The 17,469-nt window shown below is 61.5% G+C and carries 15 protein-coding genes; 10 read left to right on the top strand and 5 right to left on the bottom strand.

Annotated features, from left to right (window positions below; all coding sequences use genetic code 11):
- Window positions 1-3: 3 nt before the first annotated feature.
- On the bottom strand, window positions 4-1,473 hold the full coding sequence (locus OB03_RS02080; RefSeq protein ID WP_461343075.1) for a flagellar hook-length control protein FliK: 1,470 nt from the start codon (window positions 1,471-1,473) through the stop codon (window positions 4-6).
- A gap of 423 nt (window positions 1,474-1,896) precedes the next feature.
- Between OB03_RS02080 and flgK the strand changes: the two genes are divergently transcribed.
- The 6 genes from flgK (at window position 1,897) to OB03_RS02110 (ending at window position 8,584) form a co-directional block, all read left to right on the top strand.
- On the top strand, window positions 1,897-4,008 hold the full coding sequence (gene flgK / locus OB03_RS02085; protein ID WP_242913969.1) for a flagellar hook-associated protein FlgK: 2,112 nt from the start codon (window positions 1,897-1,899) through the stop codon (window positions 4,006-4,008).
- Window positions 4,005-4,922 (top strand): flagellin, encoded by a 918-nt coding sequence (locus tag OB03_RS02090; RefSeq protein WP_242913970.1) that lies wholly within the window; start codon window positions 4,005-4,007, stop codon window positions 4,920-4,922. Before flgK ends, OB03_RS02090 begins: the two co-directional genes overlap by 4 nt.
- 152 nt (window positions 4,923-5,074) lie before the next feature.
- On the top strand, window positions 5,075-6,196 hold the full coding sequence (locus tag OB03_RS02095) for an MlaE family ABC transporter permease (protein WP_461343076.1): 1,122 nt from the start codon (window positions 5,075-5,077) through the stop codon (window positions 6,194-6,196).
- On the top strand, window positions 6,193-6,996 hold the full coding sequence (locus tag OB03_RS02100; RefSeq protein WP_461343077.1) for an ABC transporter ATP-binding protein: 804 nt from the start codon (window positions 6,193-6,195) through the stop codon (window positions 6,994-6,996). Before OB03_RS02095 ends, OB03_RS02100 begins: the two co-directional genes overlap by 4 nt.
- Window positions 6,997-7,013: 17 nt before the next feature.
- A complete protein-coding gene (locus OB03_RS02105; RefSeq protein WP_242913973.1) occupies window positions 7,014-7,952 on the top strand; it encodes an MlaD family protein in 939 nt (312 codons plus the stop codon).
- Window positions 7,949-8,584, top strand: a complete 636-nt coding sequence (locus tag OB03_RS02110; RefSeq protein ID WP_461343078.1) for an ABC-type transport auxiliary lipoprotein family protein — start codon at window positions 7,949-7,951, stop codon at window positions 8,582-8,584. The genes OB03_RS02105 and OB03_RS02110 overlap by 4 nt, the downstream gene beginning before the upstream one ends.
- 64 nt (window positions 8,585-8,648) lie before the next feature.
- Here OB03_RS02110 and OB03_RS02115 read toward each other — a convergent pair whose 3' ends face one another.
- Both OB03_RS02115 and OB03_RS02120 read right to left on the bottom strand, forming a co-directional pair.
- Complete coding sequence (locus OB03_RS02115; protein ID WP_242913975.1) at window positions 8,649-9,299, bottom strand: 3-oxoacid CoA-transferase subunit B; 651 nt, start codon at window positions 9,297-9,299, stop codon at window positions 8,649-8,651.
- A gap of 5 nt (window positions 9,300-9,304) precedes the next feature.
- Complete coding sequence (locus OB03_RS02120; RefSeq protein ID WP_461343079.1) at window positions 9,305-10,006, bottom strand: CoA transferase subunit A; 702 nt, start codon at window positions 10,004-10,006, stop codon at window positions 9,305-9,307.
- A 174-nt stretch (window positions 10,007-10,180) separates the two neighbouring features.
- Here OB03_RS02120 and OB03_RS02125 point away from each other — a divergent pair, with 174 nt between their 5' ends.
- On the top strand, window positions 10,181-12,616 hold the full coding sequence (locus tag OB03_RS02125; protein ID WP_461343080.1) for a S9 family peptidase: 2,436 nt from the start codon (window positions 10,181-10,183) through the stop codon (window positions 12,614-12,616).
- Between the two features lie 38 nt (window positions 12,617-12,654).
- Here OB03_RS02125 and OB03_RS02130 read toward each other — a convergent pair whose 3' ends face one another.
- Together OB03_RS02130 and OB03_RS02135 are read right to left on the bottom strand one after the other, a co-directional pair.
- Window positions 12,655-12,948 carry a hypothetical protein gene (locus OB03_RS02130; RefSeq protein WP_461343081.1) on the bottom strand — a complete coding sequence of 98 codons (294 nt, stop codon included), beginning with the start codon at window positions 12,946-12,948 and terminating at the stop codon, window positions 12,655-12,657.
- A 72-nt stretch (window positions 12,949-13,020) separates the two neighbouring features.
- Window positions 13,021-13,911 (bottom strand): LysR family transcriptional regulator, encoded by an 891-nt coding sequence (locus tag OB03_RS02135; protein WP_461343082.1) that lies wholly within the window; start codon window positions 13,909-13,911, stop codon window positions 13,021-13,023.
- A 107-nt stretch (window positions 13,912-14,018) separates the two neighbouring features.
- Between OB03_RS02135 and OB03_RS02140 the strand changes: the two genes are divergently transcribed.
- The 3 genes from OB03_RS02140 to OB03_RS02150 form a co-directional block, all read left to right on the top strand.
- Window positions 14,019-16,172: a malate synthase G gene (locus OB03_RS02140; RefSeq protein ID WP_461343083.1), complete on the top strand. Its 2,154-nt coding sequence runs from the start codon at window positions 14,019-14,021 to the stop codon at window positions 16,170-16,172.
- A gap of 261 nt (window positions 16,173-16,433) precedes the next feature.
- Complete coding sequence (locus OB03_RS02145) at window positions 16,434-17,066, top strand: hypothetical protein (protein WP_242913980.1); 633 nt, start codon at window positions 16,434-16,436, stop codon at window positions 17,064-17,066.
- A gap of 148 nt (window positions 17,067-17,214) precedes the next feature.
- Window positions 17,215-17,469: hypothetical protein (locus OB03_RS02150; protein ID WP_461343084.1), on the top strand; the 255-nt coding region annotated here is incomplete at its 3' end.

Here is a 17,469-nt window from a genome sequence, read left to right on the forward strand (position 1 = left end):
GGGTCAGACCTTCATGTCCACACCCGTGCGGGCGTGGTTAAGCGGTGTCCAGCCGGGCGCGACGGGGGTGTCGGCCAGTTCGGCCAGACGGGCGGCACCCACAAAGGCGCGGCGACCCGAACGGCTGTCGGACATGAATTGGTTGAAGCCACCGCGCGGATCGCTCTCGCGGTCGGTGAACTCGAGGGATTTCTCGGAAACGTCGAAACCTGCGTCGGCCAGTTGGCGGCGCAGTTCATCGGCACGGGCGCGCAGTTCGTTGGCGGCTTGCGGGTTTTCAAAAGCCAGCCTTGCTGACATCTGGCCGTCATTGCCGACCTCGATGGACACTTCCACATTGCCCAGCGTTTCGGGCGTCAGGACCATGTCAAAGCGCGTCGTGCGATGGCCGAGGCGGGTGATCATGGCTGCGGCCAGCTCTGCCGTCGTGCGGATGGTGGCGTGCGAAAGCTGGGTGCCCTTGGGCTCGACGGTCTGCTGGGTCGCGGCCTCAATCTGCTCGGACCGTTGCGGGGCAGCGTCGACAACCTCGGGCTCTGCGGTGGCGAACCCTGCGGCGGCGGTCACGGCAAGCTTGCCACCCGCGTCCTTGGCTTCGGCTGCCGGCGCATCAGCGTTTTCGGCTGAAACCTTGGGCTCGACTTCGCCGGTCGGAGCCGCCTCGATGGGCGCGTCTTCGACAGTATCCACCGTCAGGCGTGAGCCAGCGGTGTATTTGCGCACGGGCTCTGCGGGAAGAACAGCGACCGGAGGGGCAGCATCCGCAGCCGCGCGTGCGGCAACGCGCTCTGCTGCAGCAACAGCTGTCTCGACCGCGATCTCTTCGGCGGGAGCAGTCTCCAAACCGTCGTCTTGAAGGGCGAGTTGCGCGAGTTCGGCGCGGGGTGCCGGTTCGGGTGTGCCACGCGTGGCCTTCGGAGCCAGTTCCGTCTGAGCGGTCTGCGAGGGCAGGTCGGGGCGATCTGATGCCGGAGCCAGGTCTTCTGCAACAGGTACTTCGGCCGGCGCTGCGCTCTCGATGGCATCCGGTGCCGCAGCGTTTGGAGCAGACCCATTTGTCTGGGCTGCGTTGTCCGAAGCGACCCGCGCATCCCCGGCAGCTTCTGCCGCCTGGGTATCGGTTGCGACAGGCGCGAACTCAGCGGCCGAGGCCTTAGCGGCAGGCTCTGCAATAACGGTCTCGGACGCAGCCTCTGTCGACGGTGCCAGGAGCGCGCTCGCTGCATCTTCGGTCAGGGGCAGGTCGATGACCATCTGATTGGGTGAGGGCGCAAGTGCCATGACAGGCAGCATGGCCATCGGGTTCACGACGTCCTCGGAAGTATCGGAAACTTCGTCAGTTTCGACCTTTTCCATCTCCATGCCGGTCTGATCGAGCAGGGAGGCGAACTCGCCCCCTACAGAGGCGTCCAGCGATGCGCCGGTGTCGGTCGCAGCCGAAGTCGCCGCTCCGTTAGGAACGACGCCAGTCATGACAGACAGGAGTGCAGATGCGGACATTGCCCAGCGCGATGTTGGAGTGGAGTGGCGTCTTCTGCGCCGGAACATTCGGGACCAACGTCGCAAGCGGCGGGCCATATCGTGCCACTTGGCTCAAGTTGCTGATTTTTCTGGAAAACAGGAGGTTGAAGTCTTGTGGATAGGCCCTTTGTGGCCCCAACCGAACTTGCCGTGCCTGATCTTTTTTGCCGAGGTCGGCAGGCACTAATGGTGAGAGCGGACACTAGGATCAAACTGGCCCGTCAATTGCGCCGTAGCTCCTCGAGAGAACAGGGGCTGAATGCCAATGTCTAATGAATTCAATATTTTGGGCGATTTCGCTCACGCAACAACCGGGCAAGAATTGCGCGGCTGCCTGCAAGGCTTGCCGGGTTTTGCCGGTAAAGGAGGCCGCTGATGTCGCTTGGCTTGATTATGAACATCGCGACTTCTGGCATGAACACGGCCCAGAGCCAGTTGCGTGTGGTGTCGGACAACGTCACCAACATCAACACGCCTGGATATGTGCGCAAGATTGCCGACCAGCAGTCGCTGACGACGCAGGGCATGGGGACCGGCGTCGATATTGCCCGCGTGCGTCTGGCGACCGACCGCTTCCTGCAAGCTTCGACCCTCAGCACCTCTGCGGACGCGGCCCGCGAGACTGTGCGCTACGAACTGTTCGACCGTATCCAGTCGTTGTTCGGCGATCCGGGCGGCGACAGCAGCTTCTTTAGCGGCATCGACAGCGTCTTTGCGGCATTTGCGGCGTCGGCAGAAATGCCCAGCTCGGCCGCTGCGCGCCAGACAGCGATCTGGAAGTCGCAGTCGCTGTTCGAGCAAGCAGCGGATATCGCCGGCCAAATACAGGCTGTGCGCGAGGACGCCGACGGCAAGATCAAAAGCTCTGTCGACTCGATCAATGGCCTGCTGGACCAGATCAGCAAGCTGAACCGCGAGATTACCCGCGCCACCGTGACAGGTGCCGATGCAACGGGGGCCCAGAACGCACAGGCCCAACTGATCGACCAACTATCCTCCTATATGGATATCCGCCTGTCGCCGCAGAATAACGGCGCGACCGAGGTTCGTACTGGCGCGGGCTTGCTGCTGGTCGGCAACGAGCCGGCGACGCTGGAGTATCAGCGCGCGGGGGCGATCAGCGCCCAAACCAACTTCGGCGACATCGTCGTCCACGAACCCAGTGGGTCGGCGCGCTCCCTGACCGAAGGTCTGGTCAGCGGCGAACTCAAGGGACTTGTGCAGCTACGCGATATCGATGCGCCGCAGGCCGCCGAACAGCTGGCAGAACTGACGTCCAAGCTGGCTGACGAGTTGAACCGTGCGCACAACGCCTCATCGTCGGTGCCCGCACCGTCGGTCATGCAGGGCCGCAACACCGGTCAGACCCTTGAAACGGCGCTGAACGGATTTACCGGCCAAACCAATATCGCGCTGCTCAACCCAAATGGCGTCGTCCAGAACACGGCGACGATTGTGTTCAATGGCGCGTCCATCTCTATCAATGGTATGGCGGCGACACCGGCGACGTTCGTGACCGTGCTGAACGCCCAGTTGCCGGGCGTGAACGCCAGCTTTGCTAGCGGGGCGCTGAAACTGGAAGCCTCAGGCGGCAACGGGATTGCCATTGCCGATGATTCGACCACACCCAGCAATAAAACGGGCAAGGGCTTTTCTCATTACTTCGGTCTGAATGATCTGGTGTCGAGCACGGCGCCGATCTCCTACGAGACCGGAATGACCACGGCCTCGGCGCACGGCTTCCCGGCAGGACAGCAACTGACGTTCCGTTTTGCCAATGCCGACGGGGTAAAAATCCGCGACATCGAGTTCACCGTGCCTGCGGGTGGGTCCATGTCAGACCTGCTGACGGCGTTGAACGATCCGATCACCGGCGTGGCCCGTCATGGCACCTTCAGCCTCAGCTCGACCGGCGAGATGATCTTTACGGGACGCGGGACGCCTCCGGCGCAGTTGTCGGTCCTTAACGACCGCACCGCGCAGAGCCCTTCTGGCGTTTCCATGAGCCAACTGTTCGGTCTGGGCGGTGCGCGCGGCGCACGCACCGGTGTGTTGTCGGTTCGCGCAGATATCCAGTCCGATCCGACGAAGCTGGCCCTCAGCCAGTTGAACCTCGGCGTTCCGGCGGGCACCCCTGCGATTAGCGCAGCGGACGGTTCAGGCGCACGTCTGCTGTCACAGGCAGGCAGTGTGACCACCAAGTTCGGTACGGCTGGTGGCGTGTCCGGTGCAATGTCGACGCTGAGCCGTTTCGCCTCCGACATGGCTGGCTCCATCGGTGCCAAAGCAAATCTCCGCGAAAGCGCCGCCAGCGGTGCCAGCGCGCTGTATTCGACCGCCTCGGCCCGTCGCGACTCCTTCGAAGGCGTAAATCTGGAAGAGGAACTGGTCCTCATGACCACATTCCAGCAAGCCTTCAACGCCTCGGCACGCCTGATCCAGGCTGCGTCCGAAATGTATGACACTCTGATTGGGATGGTCCGATGAGCCGCGTCACGACTTACGGCAATAACCAGTCCGCCCTTCTGAACCTGATGACGGCCCAGAAGCGGACCAGTGAGGCCCAGAACCGTTTCTCCACCGGCAAGAATGCCACTGATCTGGTTGGCTTTGGACGCGAGGCCGCGACGGTCAATGCGCTGAAATCCACCCAGATGCGGGTGATGTCGCACATCGACACCAACAAGGCCGTGGCTGACCGCCTGAGCGCTCAGGATCTCGCCATGGGTCAGATCGCCGATGCCGCGACAGCATCGCGTCTAGCCATTGCCAACGCGATTGCCTCGGGCCGGATGGACGGTCTGATGGAGGAATTGAAAATTCAATTCCAGACCATCTCGGACGCGCTCAACACCGAACATCAGGGCCAGTTTCTGTTCTCTGGCGGCATTTCCAACACAAAGCCCTCGGCGGTCGCGAATCTGGACGAACTGGGGGCTGTGGCCACGGTCGATGACGCCTTCGCCAATGGCTATCTGCGTCAGGCCAGCCGTCTGGACGACAATGTGGTGATGGACACCGGCTTCCTGGCCAGTGAATTGGGAAGCGAACTGTTCCAGATTTTCAGCGACCTGAAAGCGATGGACGGCACCACCCCGCTCAAAGGCCCGATCGACGGAGCGATGAACACCGCCCTGACCACGCTGATGCAGCGCTTCGAAGGCGCGGCAAAGAACGTCATCAATGAGCAGGGCCTCAACGGCATCTATCAAAAGCGTGTGGAGGACATCATCACCTCCAACTCGGTAAAGTCCGACACGCTGGAGATTATGCTGTCCGATAAGACCGATGCGGACATGGCAAAGGCGATCACCGATCTCGAACTCGCGCAGGTCGCCTTGCAGGCATCGGCCCAGGTCGTCAGCCAGTTGAGGCAAGTCTCGCTACTGGATTATCTCTGATCCATGGAACGGCGGCCACGGGGCCGCCGTTCTACTTTTGGGCGAGCGTGTCCGGCGTAGTCATCCTTTGTTGACATCACCAGCGTTACACAGCTTAACCGACGTGATTATTGCGAATGTCGGCGACGGGTGTCGCCGGTAATGGATGGTTTATGACGACGGGCACGGCTGGCTATCGGATAGAAGATAATGAGGGTCAGGTCGTACTGTCCCTGCTGGGTCCGTGGTCTGCTACGGGGCTAGGTCACGTCTCGCGTTCTCTGACCGAGGAGCTGGGTGGGCGCGGTGTGTCGAGACTGGACCTGAGCGGTCTGGAACGGTTCGATACAGCCGGTGCGCTGGCCCTGCTTCAAGCCGCAAAGGTCACGACCGACGCGTCCGCATGGGAGGCGAACCCGCAAGCAGGCAGCATCTACCGCACCGTTGCCCGCCTCGAAGACATGACCATGCCTCCGCCGACCCGGCCCCCTGCGGTTATCCGCGGGTTCAGCAAGGTCGGGCGCGGCGTCTATGACTTCGTCACCGAAATGATGGGATCTTTTGCCTTCCTTGGCAGATTGATCCTCGCGTCCGCGTCGGCCCTGAAACACCCCAAGCGCATCCGCTGGGCGGCCTGGGTGTCGCAGATGGAACGGGCAGGGCTGGACGCCATCCCGATTGTTGCCGTCACCAACTTCTTCATCGGTGCCGTTGTCGCCTTCATCGGCGTGGACCTTCTGACCCAGTTCGGGGCAGGGGTGTTCTCGGTCCAGCTGATCGGTGTGGCCGTCTTCCGCGAGTTTGCAGTGGTCATCACGGCTGTGCTGCTCGCTGGCCGGTCGGCCTCTTCGTTTGCCGCTGAAATCGGCTCGATGAAGATGAACCAGGAAGTCGATGCCATGCAGGTCATGGGCGTTGATCCGTTCCAGGCGCTGGTGATCCCGCGACTGGCTGCGCTTTTGATCATGCTTCCGCTGCTGACGTTTGTGGCCATGATGGGCGGGCTGCTCGGCGGCATCCTGGTTTCGTGGAGCCAGTTGAACCTTGGTCCGGCCTTCTTCTTCCAGCGCCTGCTGGAGGATGGCTATATGGCCAAGCACATGATGGTGGGTCTGGTGAAAGCCCCTGTGTTCGCGCTGGTGGTTGCCGCTATCGGCTGCCGTCAGGGCATGGCTGTGGCCGGTGATGTCGAGAGCCTTGGCTATCGCGTGACGGCGGCTGTGGTTCAGGCCATCTTCGCCATCATCCTTCTGGATGCCGTCTTCGCCCTGATCTTTATCGAGTTGGGCATATGACCGACCTTATCCCCCAAGACGCCCCGCGTACTGACGAGCCGCCTGTCATTGAGGTGCGCGGCCTCCTGAGCCAGTTCGGGGATCGCGTCATCCATCAGGACCTCGACCTGACAGTCAACAAGGGCGAGATTGTCGGCGTGGTCGGCGGCTCCGGTACGGGCAAGACCGTGCTGCTGAACTCGATCATCGGCCTCAAAGAGCCCGAGGGCGGGGAAGTGCGCTTGTTCGGCTACGAGCGGAGCAGCATGACCAAGGCCGAGGCGGCCGAGGTCGAGCAGCGCACCGGCATTCTGTTCCAGCGCGGGGCGCTGTTTTCGGCGTTGAACGTCATGGAGAACGTCTCCGCGCCGATGTTGGAGCACACCCAGCTTTCGCGCGATGTTATCCGCGAACTGACCGAGATGAAGGTTGCCATGGTGGGCCTCAAGCCCGAGGCGCTGTACCTGAAGCCTGCCGAACTGTCGGGCGGCATGATCAAGCGCGTGGCTCTGGCCCGCGCACTGGCGCTGGATCCGGAGCTTCTGTTCCTCGACGAGCCGACGGCGGGCCTCGATCCTATCGGCGCTGCCGCTTTCGACGAGCTCATTCTGGAACTGTCGCGGGACCTTGGCCTTACGGTCTTTATGATTACCCACGACCTCGACAGCCTCTACACCATCTGCGATCAGGTCGCCGTTCTGGCGGACAAGCACGTGGTGGCCAAGGCTCCCGTCGAAGAGTTGGAAAAGTCGGATCATCCGTGGATCAAGGAATACTTCCTTGGCCCTCGCGGGCGAGCCGCCGGACGAAGTGCCGATTAAAGGAAAGCCGGAACGAGATGGAAAGAGACGCTCATTACGCTGCGGTTGGCATTGTGACGGTGGCCCTGCTTGTTGCACTGGCCGTGTTCACGATCTGGCTGGCACGCCTGCAGTTCAACAAGGACTACGACGTCTATGACATCGTATTCTATGGCCCTGTACGCGGTCTGTCGGAAGGTGGTGAGGTCCACTTCAACGGCATCCGCGTCGGCGAGGTGACGGACCTGAACCTGAACCCTGTGAAGGGCGATCAGGTGGTGGCGCGCGTTCGTCTGAACGGTACCACGCCGGTGCGTGTATCCAGCCGCGCGCAGCTGGAGCCGCAAGGTATCACCGGCCTGAACTACATTCAGATCACCGCTGGCGATCCGAACACGCCGTTGCTCAAGACCAAGTTCAACGAGCACGAAGTGCCTGTAATCCAGTCACAGGCCAGCCCGCTGGCGGAACTGCTGACCGGTTCGGGTACGGTGCTGGCGCAAACGGTGGACGCGCTGAACCGCATCAACCGTGTGCTGTCCGATGACAACATCCGTTCCTTCTCGTCCAGCGTCCGCAACGTCGAGGCGATGACGGCGGAACTGAATGCCCGCAAGGGTATCCTGATGGAGCTGGAACAAACGCTGCAGAAAGCGAATGCTGCGGTAACCGAATATGGCCTGCTGGCCAGCGACACGCGCCAGATCATCAACACCGACGGTGCCGAGGCCATTGCCAACATCAAGACGGCTTCGGATGAGGCCCGCGCGGCTATCGCCTCTATCAACCGCTCGGCGACGGGTCTTGAGGCGCCTCTAGGCGAGTTCGGTACGACGACAGTGCCGCAGATCAACGACGCTGTACGTCAGTTGAATCAGGCCACGCGCTCGCTCGAAGACCTGATCGAGAATGTCCGCCGCAGCCCGCGTGAATTTATCGGCCGTGCTCCGGCCAAGGAAGTCGAGGTTCAGCCATGATCCGTCTGTCGTCTGTTGCTGTGGTGGCTGCGGGCCTGACCCTGTCGGCCTGCGCGGTCCTGAAATCGCCCGATCCAATCCAGACCTACCGCTTCGGGACCGTTCCCGCTTTCGGCTCGGTGGATCAGGGCAGCGTGCCGAACTGCTCGCGAACCGGGGTGAACCTGCGCCGGATGGAGTTCAATACCGCCGCGCGGGGCGACCAACTGCTGACCGCGACGGGCAACGAGACCGCCTATATCGGTGGTGCGCGCTGGGTGGGACAAGCTTTGACCCTGTTTGAGGAGGCTCTGCAGGAAGGCTTTGCTTCGGGCGCGCCTTGTCTGCGGGTGACGAGCGGGCCTCTGACGCGGGACGGCTTGAGCCTGTCGGTCGATGTACGCCGTTTCGAGACGGTCTATTCCGCGCCCGGCGCTGTGCCCGAGGTGAAGGTGGGCGTGTCGGTCCAACTGCTGCGTCGCGGCGACCGCTCGATCCTGAAGGATGCCCGTTTCGACGTCGTCCAGCCAGCGGATGCCAATCGGGTCGGTTCTATTGTGGCGGCCTATAATGCCGCAACCGCGGACACCATCCGTCAGATCGTAGAGTGGACGGTTACCGAAGTGGCCTCAGCGCCGCCTTCCGACGACTGATAAAAAGCTAAGAGCCGGAAGTGAAGACTTCCGGCTCTTTCTTTATCGGCTTTGGAATAGGCTCTTAGGCCAGACCAGCGGCGACCGTGTACTCGGCCTCGGTCTTGGAGGCGACTTCGTCCAGAGTGACGCCGTCGGCCAATTCAATCAGTTCCAGACCCGAACCGTCCGGCTTGACGTCAAAGGTCGCCAGATCGGTGATGATGCGGCTGACCACGCCCGTGCCGGTGAGCGGCAGGGTGCAGGCCTTGAGGACCTTGGACTGGCCGTGCTTGTTGGCGTGCTCCATGACCACGACGACGCGCTTAACGCCCGCCACCAGGTCCATCGCGCCGCCCATGCCTTTGACCAGCTTGCCCGGGATCATCCAGTTGGCGATGTCGCCGTTCTGGGCCACTTCCATGGCTCCGAGGATGGACAGGTTGATGTGGCCGCCACGGATCATAGCAAAGCTGTCGGCGCTGCTGAAATAGGCGCTTTCAGGGATTTCCGTGATGGTCTGCTTGCCAGCATTGATCAGGTCGGGGTCTTCTTCGCCCTCATAGGGAAAAGGGCCCATGCCCAGCATGCCGTTTTCCGATTGCAGGGTCACCACCATGCCCTCGGGGATGTAGTTGGCCACCAGCGTCGGGATGCCGATGCCTAGGTTCACATAGAAGCCGTCTTGCAGTTCTTGCGCGGCGCGTTCGGCCAGTTGTTCGCGAGTACGAGCCATAGTCTTTATGCCCCCTTCTGGCGGACGGTGCGCTGTTCGATGCGCTTTTCCGAAACGGTCTGGATCAGGCGGTCAACATAGACGCCCGGAGTGTGGATGTGGTCGGGATCAATGGAGCCGACCGGCACGATTTCCTCGACCTCGACGACGGTGACCTTACCGGCGGTGGCCATCATCGGGTTGAAGTTGCGGGCGGTCTTGCGGAACACAAGGTTGCCGCGCTCGTCGGCCTTCCACGCCTTGATGATGGCGAGGTCTGCGACAAGACCGGTTTCCATGATGTAGCGGCGACCGTCAAAGGTGCGCTCTTCCTTGCCTTCAGCGACCAGCGTGCCGACGCCGGTTGCGGTGAAGAAGGCCGGAATGCCGGCACCGCCGGCGCGAATGCGCTCGGCCAGCGTGCCTTGCGGGTTGAACTCCAGCTCCAGCTCGCCAGCCAGATACTGGCGCTCGAACTCTTTGTTCTCGCCCACATAGGACGAGATCATCTTCTTGATCTGGCGGGTTTCCAGAAGCTGGCCGAGGCCGAAGCCGTCCACGCCCGCATTGTTGGAAATGACTGTCAGGCCTTTGACGCCGCTCTCACGCAGACCGGCAATCAGGTTCTCGGGGATGCCGCACAGTCCGAAGCCACCGGACATGACGGTCATGCCGTTGAACGTCAGTCCCCCCAGCGCGGACTTCACGTCAGCGAAGATCTTTCCCATGGCTCTCCCTTTTTCACCGTCTGATGAATATCGCGGTCTTACCTTCCCATAAAGGGCGAAACGGCGTGCGGCAAGATCGCGGACACATCGGTACAATATCCGGCTGTCGGTTGACGTGAACGGCAACGCCTCTCAAACACGTTCACATTAAGTCATCGCATCTGGAGGGCGTTCATGCGTTTGCGAAACTTCTCGGTAGCCTGTGCGGCTTTGTTGCTGGCCAGCGGGGCACCGATGGTGGCCTTTGCCGACAGCCCGACCTACCAACAACCGCCTGCACCGATTGCACAGATCCTTGATGCGGCCCCCACACCGGGTGTGAGCGTCAGCCCTGACCGTAAGACTCTGTTGCTGACCGAGCGCAGCAACCTGCCGTCAATTCAGGAGCTGTCCGAGCCGATGCTGCGTCTGGGCGGTTATCGCATCAATCCGCGCAATAACGGTCGCGCCAATTCCCAGATGAGCTGGGTGAAGGGCCTCAGCTTCCAGCCTGTCGAGGGCGGTGAAGCCCGTCCTGTCTCGGGACTTCCGGTCAACGCCCGCCTGACTTCGGCAACCTGGTCGCCGGACGGCCAGAAGGTCGCCTTCCTCGTCAACGCTGAAAGCGGTCTGGAGATGTGGGTTGCCACGGTGGCCGATGCCAAGGCCAAGCGCCTGACGCGCGGCATCGTAAATGCGACCGCCACCAGCGGTTTCGACTGGCAGCCTGACAGCAATGGTCTGCTGGTTCTGACAGTGCCGACCGATCGCGGTCCGGCACCGGTAACCGACCGCCCTCCGACGGGTCCGGTCGTGGACGAGACGGGCGGCCGCGTGGCTCCTGTCCGTACCTATCAGGACCTGCTCAAGGACCCGATGGACGAAGCCCTGTTCGACTACTATTTCACCGCCCAACCGGCCTTCGTAAATCTGGACGGCCGACTGCGTACTGTGGGGCAGGCGGGTGTCTACATCGGCGCATCGCTGTCGCCGGATGGCCGCTACGTGCTGCAGACGCGCGTGAAGAAGCCGTACTCCTATATTGTGCCGACCAGCCTGTTCCCGAGCGAAACGGTTGTGACCGACCTGAACGGTCGTGCGGTGCACCAGGTGTCCGATCTGCCGCTGCGTGACAACATCCCGACCGCATTCGATGCTGTCGCAACCGGTCCGCGCGCCGTTAGCTGGCGTGCCGATGCCGATGCGACCCTCGTCTGGGCCGAAGCCCAAGACGGCGGCGACCCGCGCAATGCTTCGGAAGTGCGCGACCGCGTCTTCATGCTGCGTGCACCGTTCAATGATGCCGCAGTGGTGTTGGCCGATCTGAAGTCGCGCTACGCGGGCACCCAGTGGGGGCGTGACGATGTGGCCATCGTTAACAGCCGCTGGTTCCAGAACCGTCAGGAAACCCGTCTGCTGGTCAATCCGTCCAACCCGCAGCAACAGCGTGTGCTGGTGCAGCGCAACTACCAGGACCGCTACAATGATCCGGGCTCCGTTATCGTCGAACCAAACGGTCGTGGCCGCAGCCTGATCCGCTTTACCGCCGACGGACAGAAGGTGTTCGTCACCGGTGCAGGCGCGACCCGTGAAGGGGCCTATCCGTTCCTTGACGTGATGGACCTGAACAGCGGCGCGACCGCGCGTCTGTGGCGTTCGGCGCAGGGCGAGTACGAAACGCTCGTCGGTATTCTGGACGAGGACGGCCGTCGTCTTCTGACCAGCCACCAGACCAAGACCCAGCCGACCAACCTGCGTATCCGCAATCTGGATGGAAACGTCACGCCGCTGACCAACTTCCCCGATCCGGCTCCGCAACTGGCCGACGTTACCAGCCGCCTGATCACCTATACCCGCAAGGACGGTGTCCAACTTTCGGGCACGCTGTATCTGCCGGCTGGCTATGACAAGGATCGTGACGGGCCGCTGCCGCTGCTGATGTGGGCCTATCCGGCAGAGTTCACCGATGCGGCCGTGGCTGGTCAGGTCGTGGACAGCGACAACCGCTTCGTGCGCCCGTCGGGCAGCAGCCACCTGTTCCTGCTAACGCAGGGTTATGCCATCCTCGACAACCCGACCATGCCGATCATCGGTGTGGACGGTGCCGAGCCGAATGACACCTATATCCAACAACTGTCGGACAGCGCCGAAGCGGCGGTGAATGCGGTGGTGGAACTGGGCGTTGCCGACCGCGAGCGTATCGCTGTGGGCGGTCACTCCTACGGCGCGTTCATGACGGCAAACCTGTTGGCGCACACCGATTTGTTCAAGACCGGTATCGCGCGTTCGGGTGCCTATAACCGCACCCTGACGCCGTTCGGCTTCCAGGCCGAGCAGCGCAACTATTGGGAAGCGACCGAAACCTATAATGCGATGTCGCCCTTCACCTATGCCAACAAGATCAATGAGCCGATCCTGTTGATCCACGGTGAGGCGGACTCGAACTCGGGCACCTTCCCGATCCAGTCGGAGCGCTTCTATGCGGCGCTTAAGGGCAATGGCGCGACTGCGCGTTACGTTGTCCTGCCGCTGGAAGACCATGGCTACCGCGCCCGCGAAAGCGTGGGTCACACCCTGCACGAGATGGCCAGCTGGCTTGATCGCTGGATGAAGCCTCAGGCTGAACAGTAAGAACGGGAAAGGCGGGAATGAACTTCCCGCCTTTTTCTTTAGCGCGTCGGGGTGGGTGCAGGAGCGGGCAGGGCCTGTGTCGGTTGATCGCCTTCGAATACGGCGCTGTCAGCGGCTTTTTCGGGCACCGAACGGTCCACATGGCCGCCGTTGACACTATAGAGAATAAAACAGGCGAACAGCGCCGCCGCGGCCCCTAGCGTCGAGATGACGAGGATGGGGACGATGGATTTGCCTTTGCCACCACCGCGTACATAGCCCGCATCAACAGGACGTCCTTCGTGTACGGCGTCAGCGGCCTTGTCGTGACGGTCGGGTTCTACCGGCTGCATAGGGGCTTCCTTTGGCTTCAGTTGTAGTCTGAAACCAACCCTCAGCACTCATTCGCAGTTCCCCACTGTCGATCAGCGATCCCAGTCCGGAACCTCTCCGTAGAGCGCCGATACGAAGCGGATAAACGATTGCACCCGCGTTTCCGCCCGCGCTCGCCCCGCTGTCAGGGCAAAGATCGCGACATCGGATGCGCCACTATATTGCGGCAAAACGATCTGCAGCCGCCTGTCTTTAAGCTCCTCGCCCACATCCCATGTCGAACGCAGCGCGATACCGGCACCAGACAGGACCATTTCACGAGCGACTTCGGACGAGTTGGTCCTCACGCGGCTGCGGGCGCGGAAGGTGGTGGGCCCATCCGGGCCTTCCAGCCTCCAAAGCGACTGGTTCTCGGCAGCCAGTTGAGCGTGATCGCGCAGCGCTTCCAGCGTGTCCGGCGCGCCGTGGCGCATAATATAGTCGGGGCTGGCGCACAGAACGCGGCGGTTGGGTGCCAGCTTGTGCATGGCGGGATTAGCGTCGTCATAGGCCCCGATACGCACCGCCACATCCACGTCCTCTGCCATCAGGTCCACAAAGGCATCGGTGAGGTTCAGCTCCAGCGTCAGGCGCGGGTTGTCTTCCAGAAAGGGCTGCAGATAGGGAGCCAGCCGCCTGCGCCCGAACGAAGTGGGGGCGGTCACGCGCAGCAGTCCACGCGCCTGGGTGGTCCGTCGCGACACAGACGCTTCCAGATCTTCGACCCCGTCCAGCAGTTGTAGCGCCCGCTCATAGACAAGCCGGCCCGCTTCGGTAGGAGCCAGGCGCCGCGAGGTGCGCTCGATCAAGCGCACTCCCAGCCGGTCCTCCAGACGCGCCAGCCGTCGAGAGCCAACCGCAGGTGACAAATCCAGCCTGCGCGCGGCCGCCGAAAGGCTGCCTTCCTCGATAGCACGGACGAAGATTTCATATTCAGCCAGCATGGGTCCGTTCCATCTTTGCAATTTATGCAAAGATAAGCGTCATTCTTCGCCATGGATAGCGAAGATATGCACGGTTAGGGTAGGGCATTGCATTCAGGAGCCTTCCGATGACCCAACCGATGATCCGCTATGGCACGCTCAGTGTGGCTCCGCAGCTTGAGGCCTTCATTCGCGAACAAGCGGCACCGGGCACGGGCGTCGCTCCCGAGACCTTCTGGTCGGTGATGCAGGGTCTGGTGGACAAGTTTGCGGGCGAGAACCGCGAGCTATTGGCCAAGCGCGATCAGCTGCAGTCGCGACTGGATGGTTGGCATCGTGCGCGACCGGGTCAGCCGGACCAGCGCGAGTATCAGGCGTTCCTGCGCGAGATTGGTTATATCGAACCTGAAGTGGCCGATTGCGTCGTCACGACCACCGGTGTTGATGCCGAACTGGCGACGATGGCGGGACCACAGTTGGTCGTGCCGCTGACCAATGCCCGCTATCTGCTCAACGCCGCGAACGCGCGCTGGGGCAGCCTGTACGACGCATTTTACGGCACCGATGCGCTGGGCGATCTGCCCAAGGCGGGCGGCTATGATCAGGAGCGTGGTGGCAAGGTCATCGCCAAAGCGCGCCAATTTCTGGACAGGGCTGCGCCCCTGAGCGCGGGCAGTCACGCCGATGCCGCCGCCTATCGCGTCGAAAATGGCAAACTCGTTGTGGCTCTGGCTGACGGCACTGTGACGAAACTGGCTGACGAAACCGCCTTCGTGGGTTTCGGCGGCGATGCCGCGTCCCCTTCGGCGATCCTGTTGCGCCACAACGGCCTACACTTCGAGATCAGCATAGATCGTGATCATCGCATCGGTGCCAGCGACCCTGCGGGCGTTGCGGATGTTATCGTCGAGGCGGCGTTGACGGCTATTTGCGATGCGGAAGACAGCGTCGCTGCGGTGGATGCAGAGGACAAGGTGCTGGTTTACGCCAACTGGCTGGGACTGATGCGGGGTGATCTGTCAGCGCGGTTCAGCAAGGACGGTCAGTCCATGGACCGGACAATGAACCCTGACCGGACCTATTCAGCACCGGACGGCACGTCGTTCACCCTTAAGGGGCGCAGTGTTCTGTTGAAGCGCAACGTCGGCCTGCATCTGACTACGGATGCCGTCCTGGACGCCGAGGGGCGCGAGATTCCCGAGAATATCCTCGACATTGCCGTGACTGGCCTGATCGCGCTGCACGACCTTGAGCGCACTGTCTCGCAGCGTAACAGCCGCGAGGGATCGGTCTATGTGGTGCGTCCCAAGATGCATGGCTCCGAAGAGGTTGCCTTCGCCAGCGCCCTGTTCGGCGCGGTCGAGAGCGGATTGGGACTGCCGCCACTGACCCTGAAAATGGGCATTATGGATGAAGAGCGTCGCACCAGTGTCAATCTGCGCAACTGTATCGCGGCGGCGCACGATCGTGTGGTCTTCATCAATACCGGCTTCCTGGATCGTACGGGCGATGAAATCCACTCCATGATGGAGGCGGGGCCCGTCGTTCGGAAGGAGGCCGTGAAGGGCACGGCTTGGATCAAGGCGTATGAGGACCGCAATGTCGATATCGGGCTGACGGCAGGACTGTCCGGCCGTGGGCAGATCGGTAAGGGCATGTGGGCGGCTCCCGACCGCATGGGCGATATGCTTTCCACCAAGGCGGGACACCCCAAGGCAGGGGCATCGACTGCATGGGTCCCGTCACCGACGGCTGCCACCCTGCACGCACTGCACTATCATGCGGTGGATGTCTGGTCGGTGCAGCGCGACTTGGCCCACCGCGCCTCGACGGGGCTGGAGCCTCTGTTGACCCTGCCGTTAGCGACCGAGGTGCCGGAACCGGACGAAGTGGTTCGCGAACTGGAAAACAACTGTCAGGGCATACTGGGCTATGTCGTGCGATGGATCGATCAGGGCGTCGGATGTTCAAAGGTGCCGGACATTCACGACGTGGGATTGATGGAAGATCGTGCCACCTTGCGTATCTCCAGCCAGCACATTGCCAACTGGCTGCACCACGGCTTCACCAATGACGAACAGGTGATGGCCGTGCTCAAACGAATGGCGGTGGTGGTGGACCGCCAGAACGCAGGCGATCCGTACTATCGCCCCTTGGCACCAACCTATGATGACCATGCCTGGCACGCATCGGTTGCATTAATTTACAAAGGACGCGAGCAGCCCAACGGTTACACCGAACACTTGCTCACGGCCTACCGTCGTAAGGCAAAACAAGCTTAAGCGTCGCATTTTAGAACACTATATTTCGAGACACCCCATAAGTTTGGGGTGTCTCTTTTTGATACAAACGCTTGCAAATGTCGCAAACGAGCCATAAACGGCTTGTTTGTTAACTTTGCTTAACCACGTTCTCCCGATTTTCGGCCCAAATCAGGGCTTATTCGTATCAAAACGGGATGGCACGGGTTTTGGAAGGTTAGCCTGTGACCGGTCCGAGGGGGATCGGTCCTGCCGCATGAAGTCGCGGAGGGGGACGTTCTTATGAGCGAATGCGTCACGCTTAAAAACACGCGCCGCGAGAAAGGGCGCACCGGCTTAGCTGGTCTGATGGCGTTCGCTGTCGCCTGTGGTGCGTTCGGTTCGGCGTCGGCCCACTCCCGCGGTCCGGTCATTATCGGTCCCGACCCCACCTTGCCGACCATGCCGATGGGCGATGTTGTGTCGAACACCGGCTTCGACGTTAGCGTCGTCGGTCGTATCTCGTCGCGCTGCCAGCTGGGCGAAGGTCGCGAAATCGACTTCGGTGATCTCAGCGTTCCCAAACAAGCCACGGCTTTGCTTGGTATTGAGTGCAATGTGCCGTTCGATCTGGCGATCAAGGCCCGCAATGGCGCGCTCAGCCACACGACCCTGCCGAACGGGCAGGGCGGATTCTCGGGTGCTCTGTCCTACGGTCTCAGCATTGATGTTCCGGTTCTTGATCCGGCCGAGCGTGTTGTTTCGGGCCGCTATCAATCTCTGGATCTGCGCAACGGCGTCACCCTCAGCAGCGATAATGCAATCGCCAAGGGTGGTGCTCTCCTCAAGTTTCAGACGGGCGTATCTGAAGGTCACGGCCTTTTGGCTGGTCAGTATTCAGAGACGATCGTCCTGACTATTGCTCCAAGAATGTAAATCTTGGGAGCATACATTCCGGTTTCATCAATAAAGGTGAATTCGGTTTTTGTATCCGGTTCGTAAATGTATGAATCAAACAGTTTAGTTTTACCGATCCGATCAAGATTTTTGCTTGATCTGCTTTAAAACAACAGGAAACTTGAAAATGAAAATCTCGCATATCCTGGCTGGTGCAGCCGCTATCGCTCTGGTTGGTTCGGCTGCAAACGCTGGCACCATCAACCAAGGTCAGTTCTCGGTCCCGGGCACGAACAACCACGTTAACGTGGGCGGCGGTCTGCTTGGCTTGGGGAACCTCGGCAATGCCGGCGGCGGTCTCGGCGGCATCAGCCAGACCTTCTCGGCTTGGCACGCTGTCGGTGCCTCGGCTGGCAACAACGGTTCGGCTTCGGGTTCGGAC

It is taken from the genome of Brevundimonas sp. GN22, assembly GCF_054824005.1.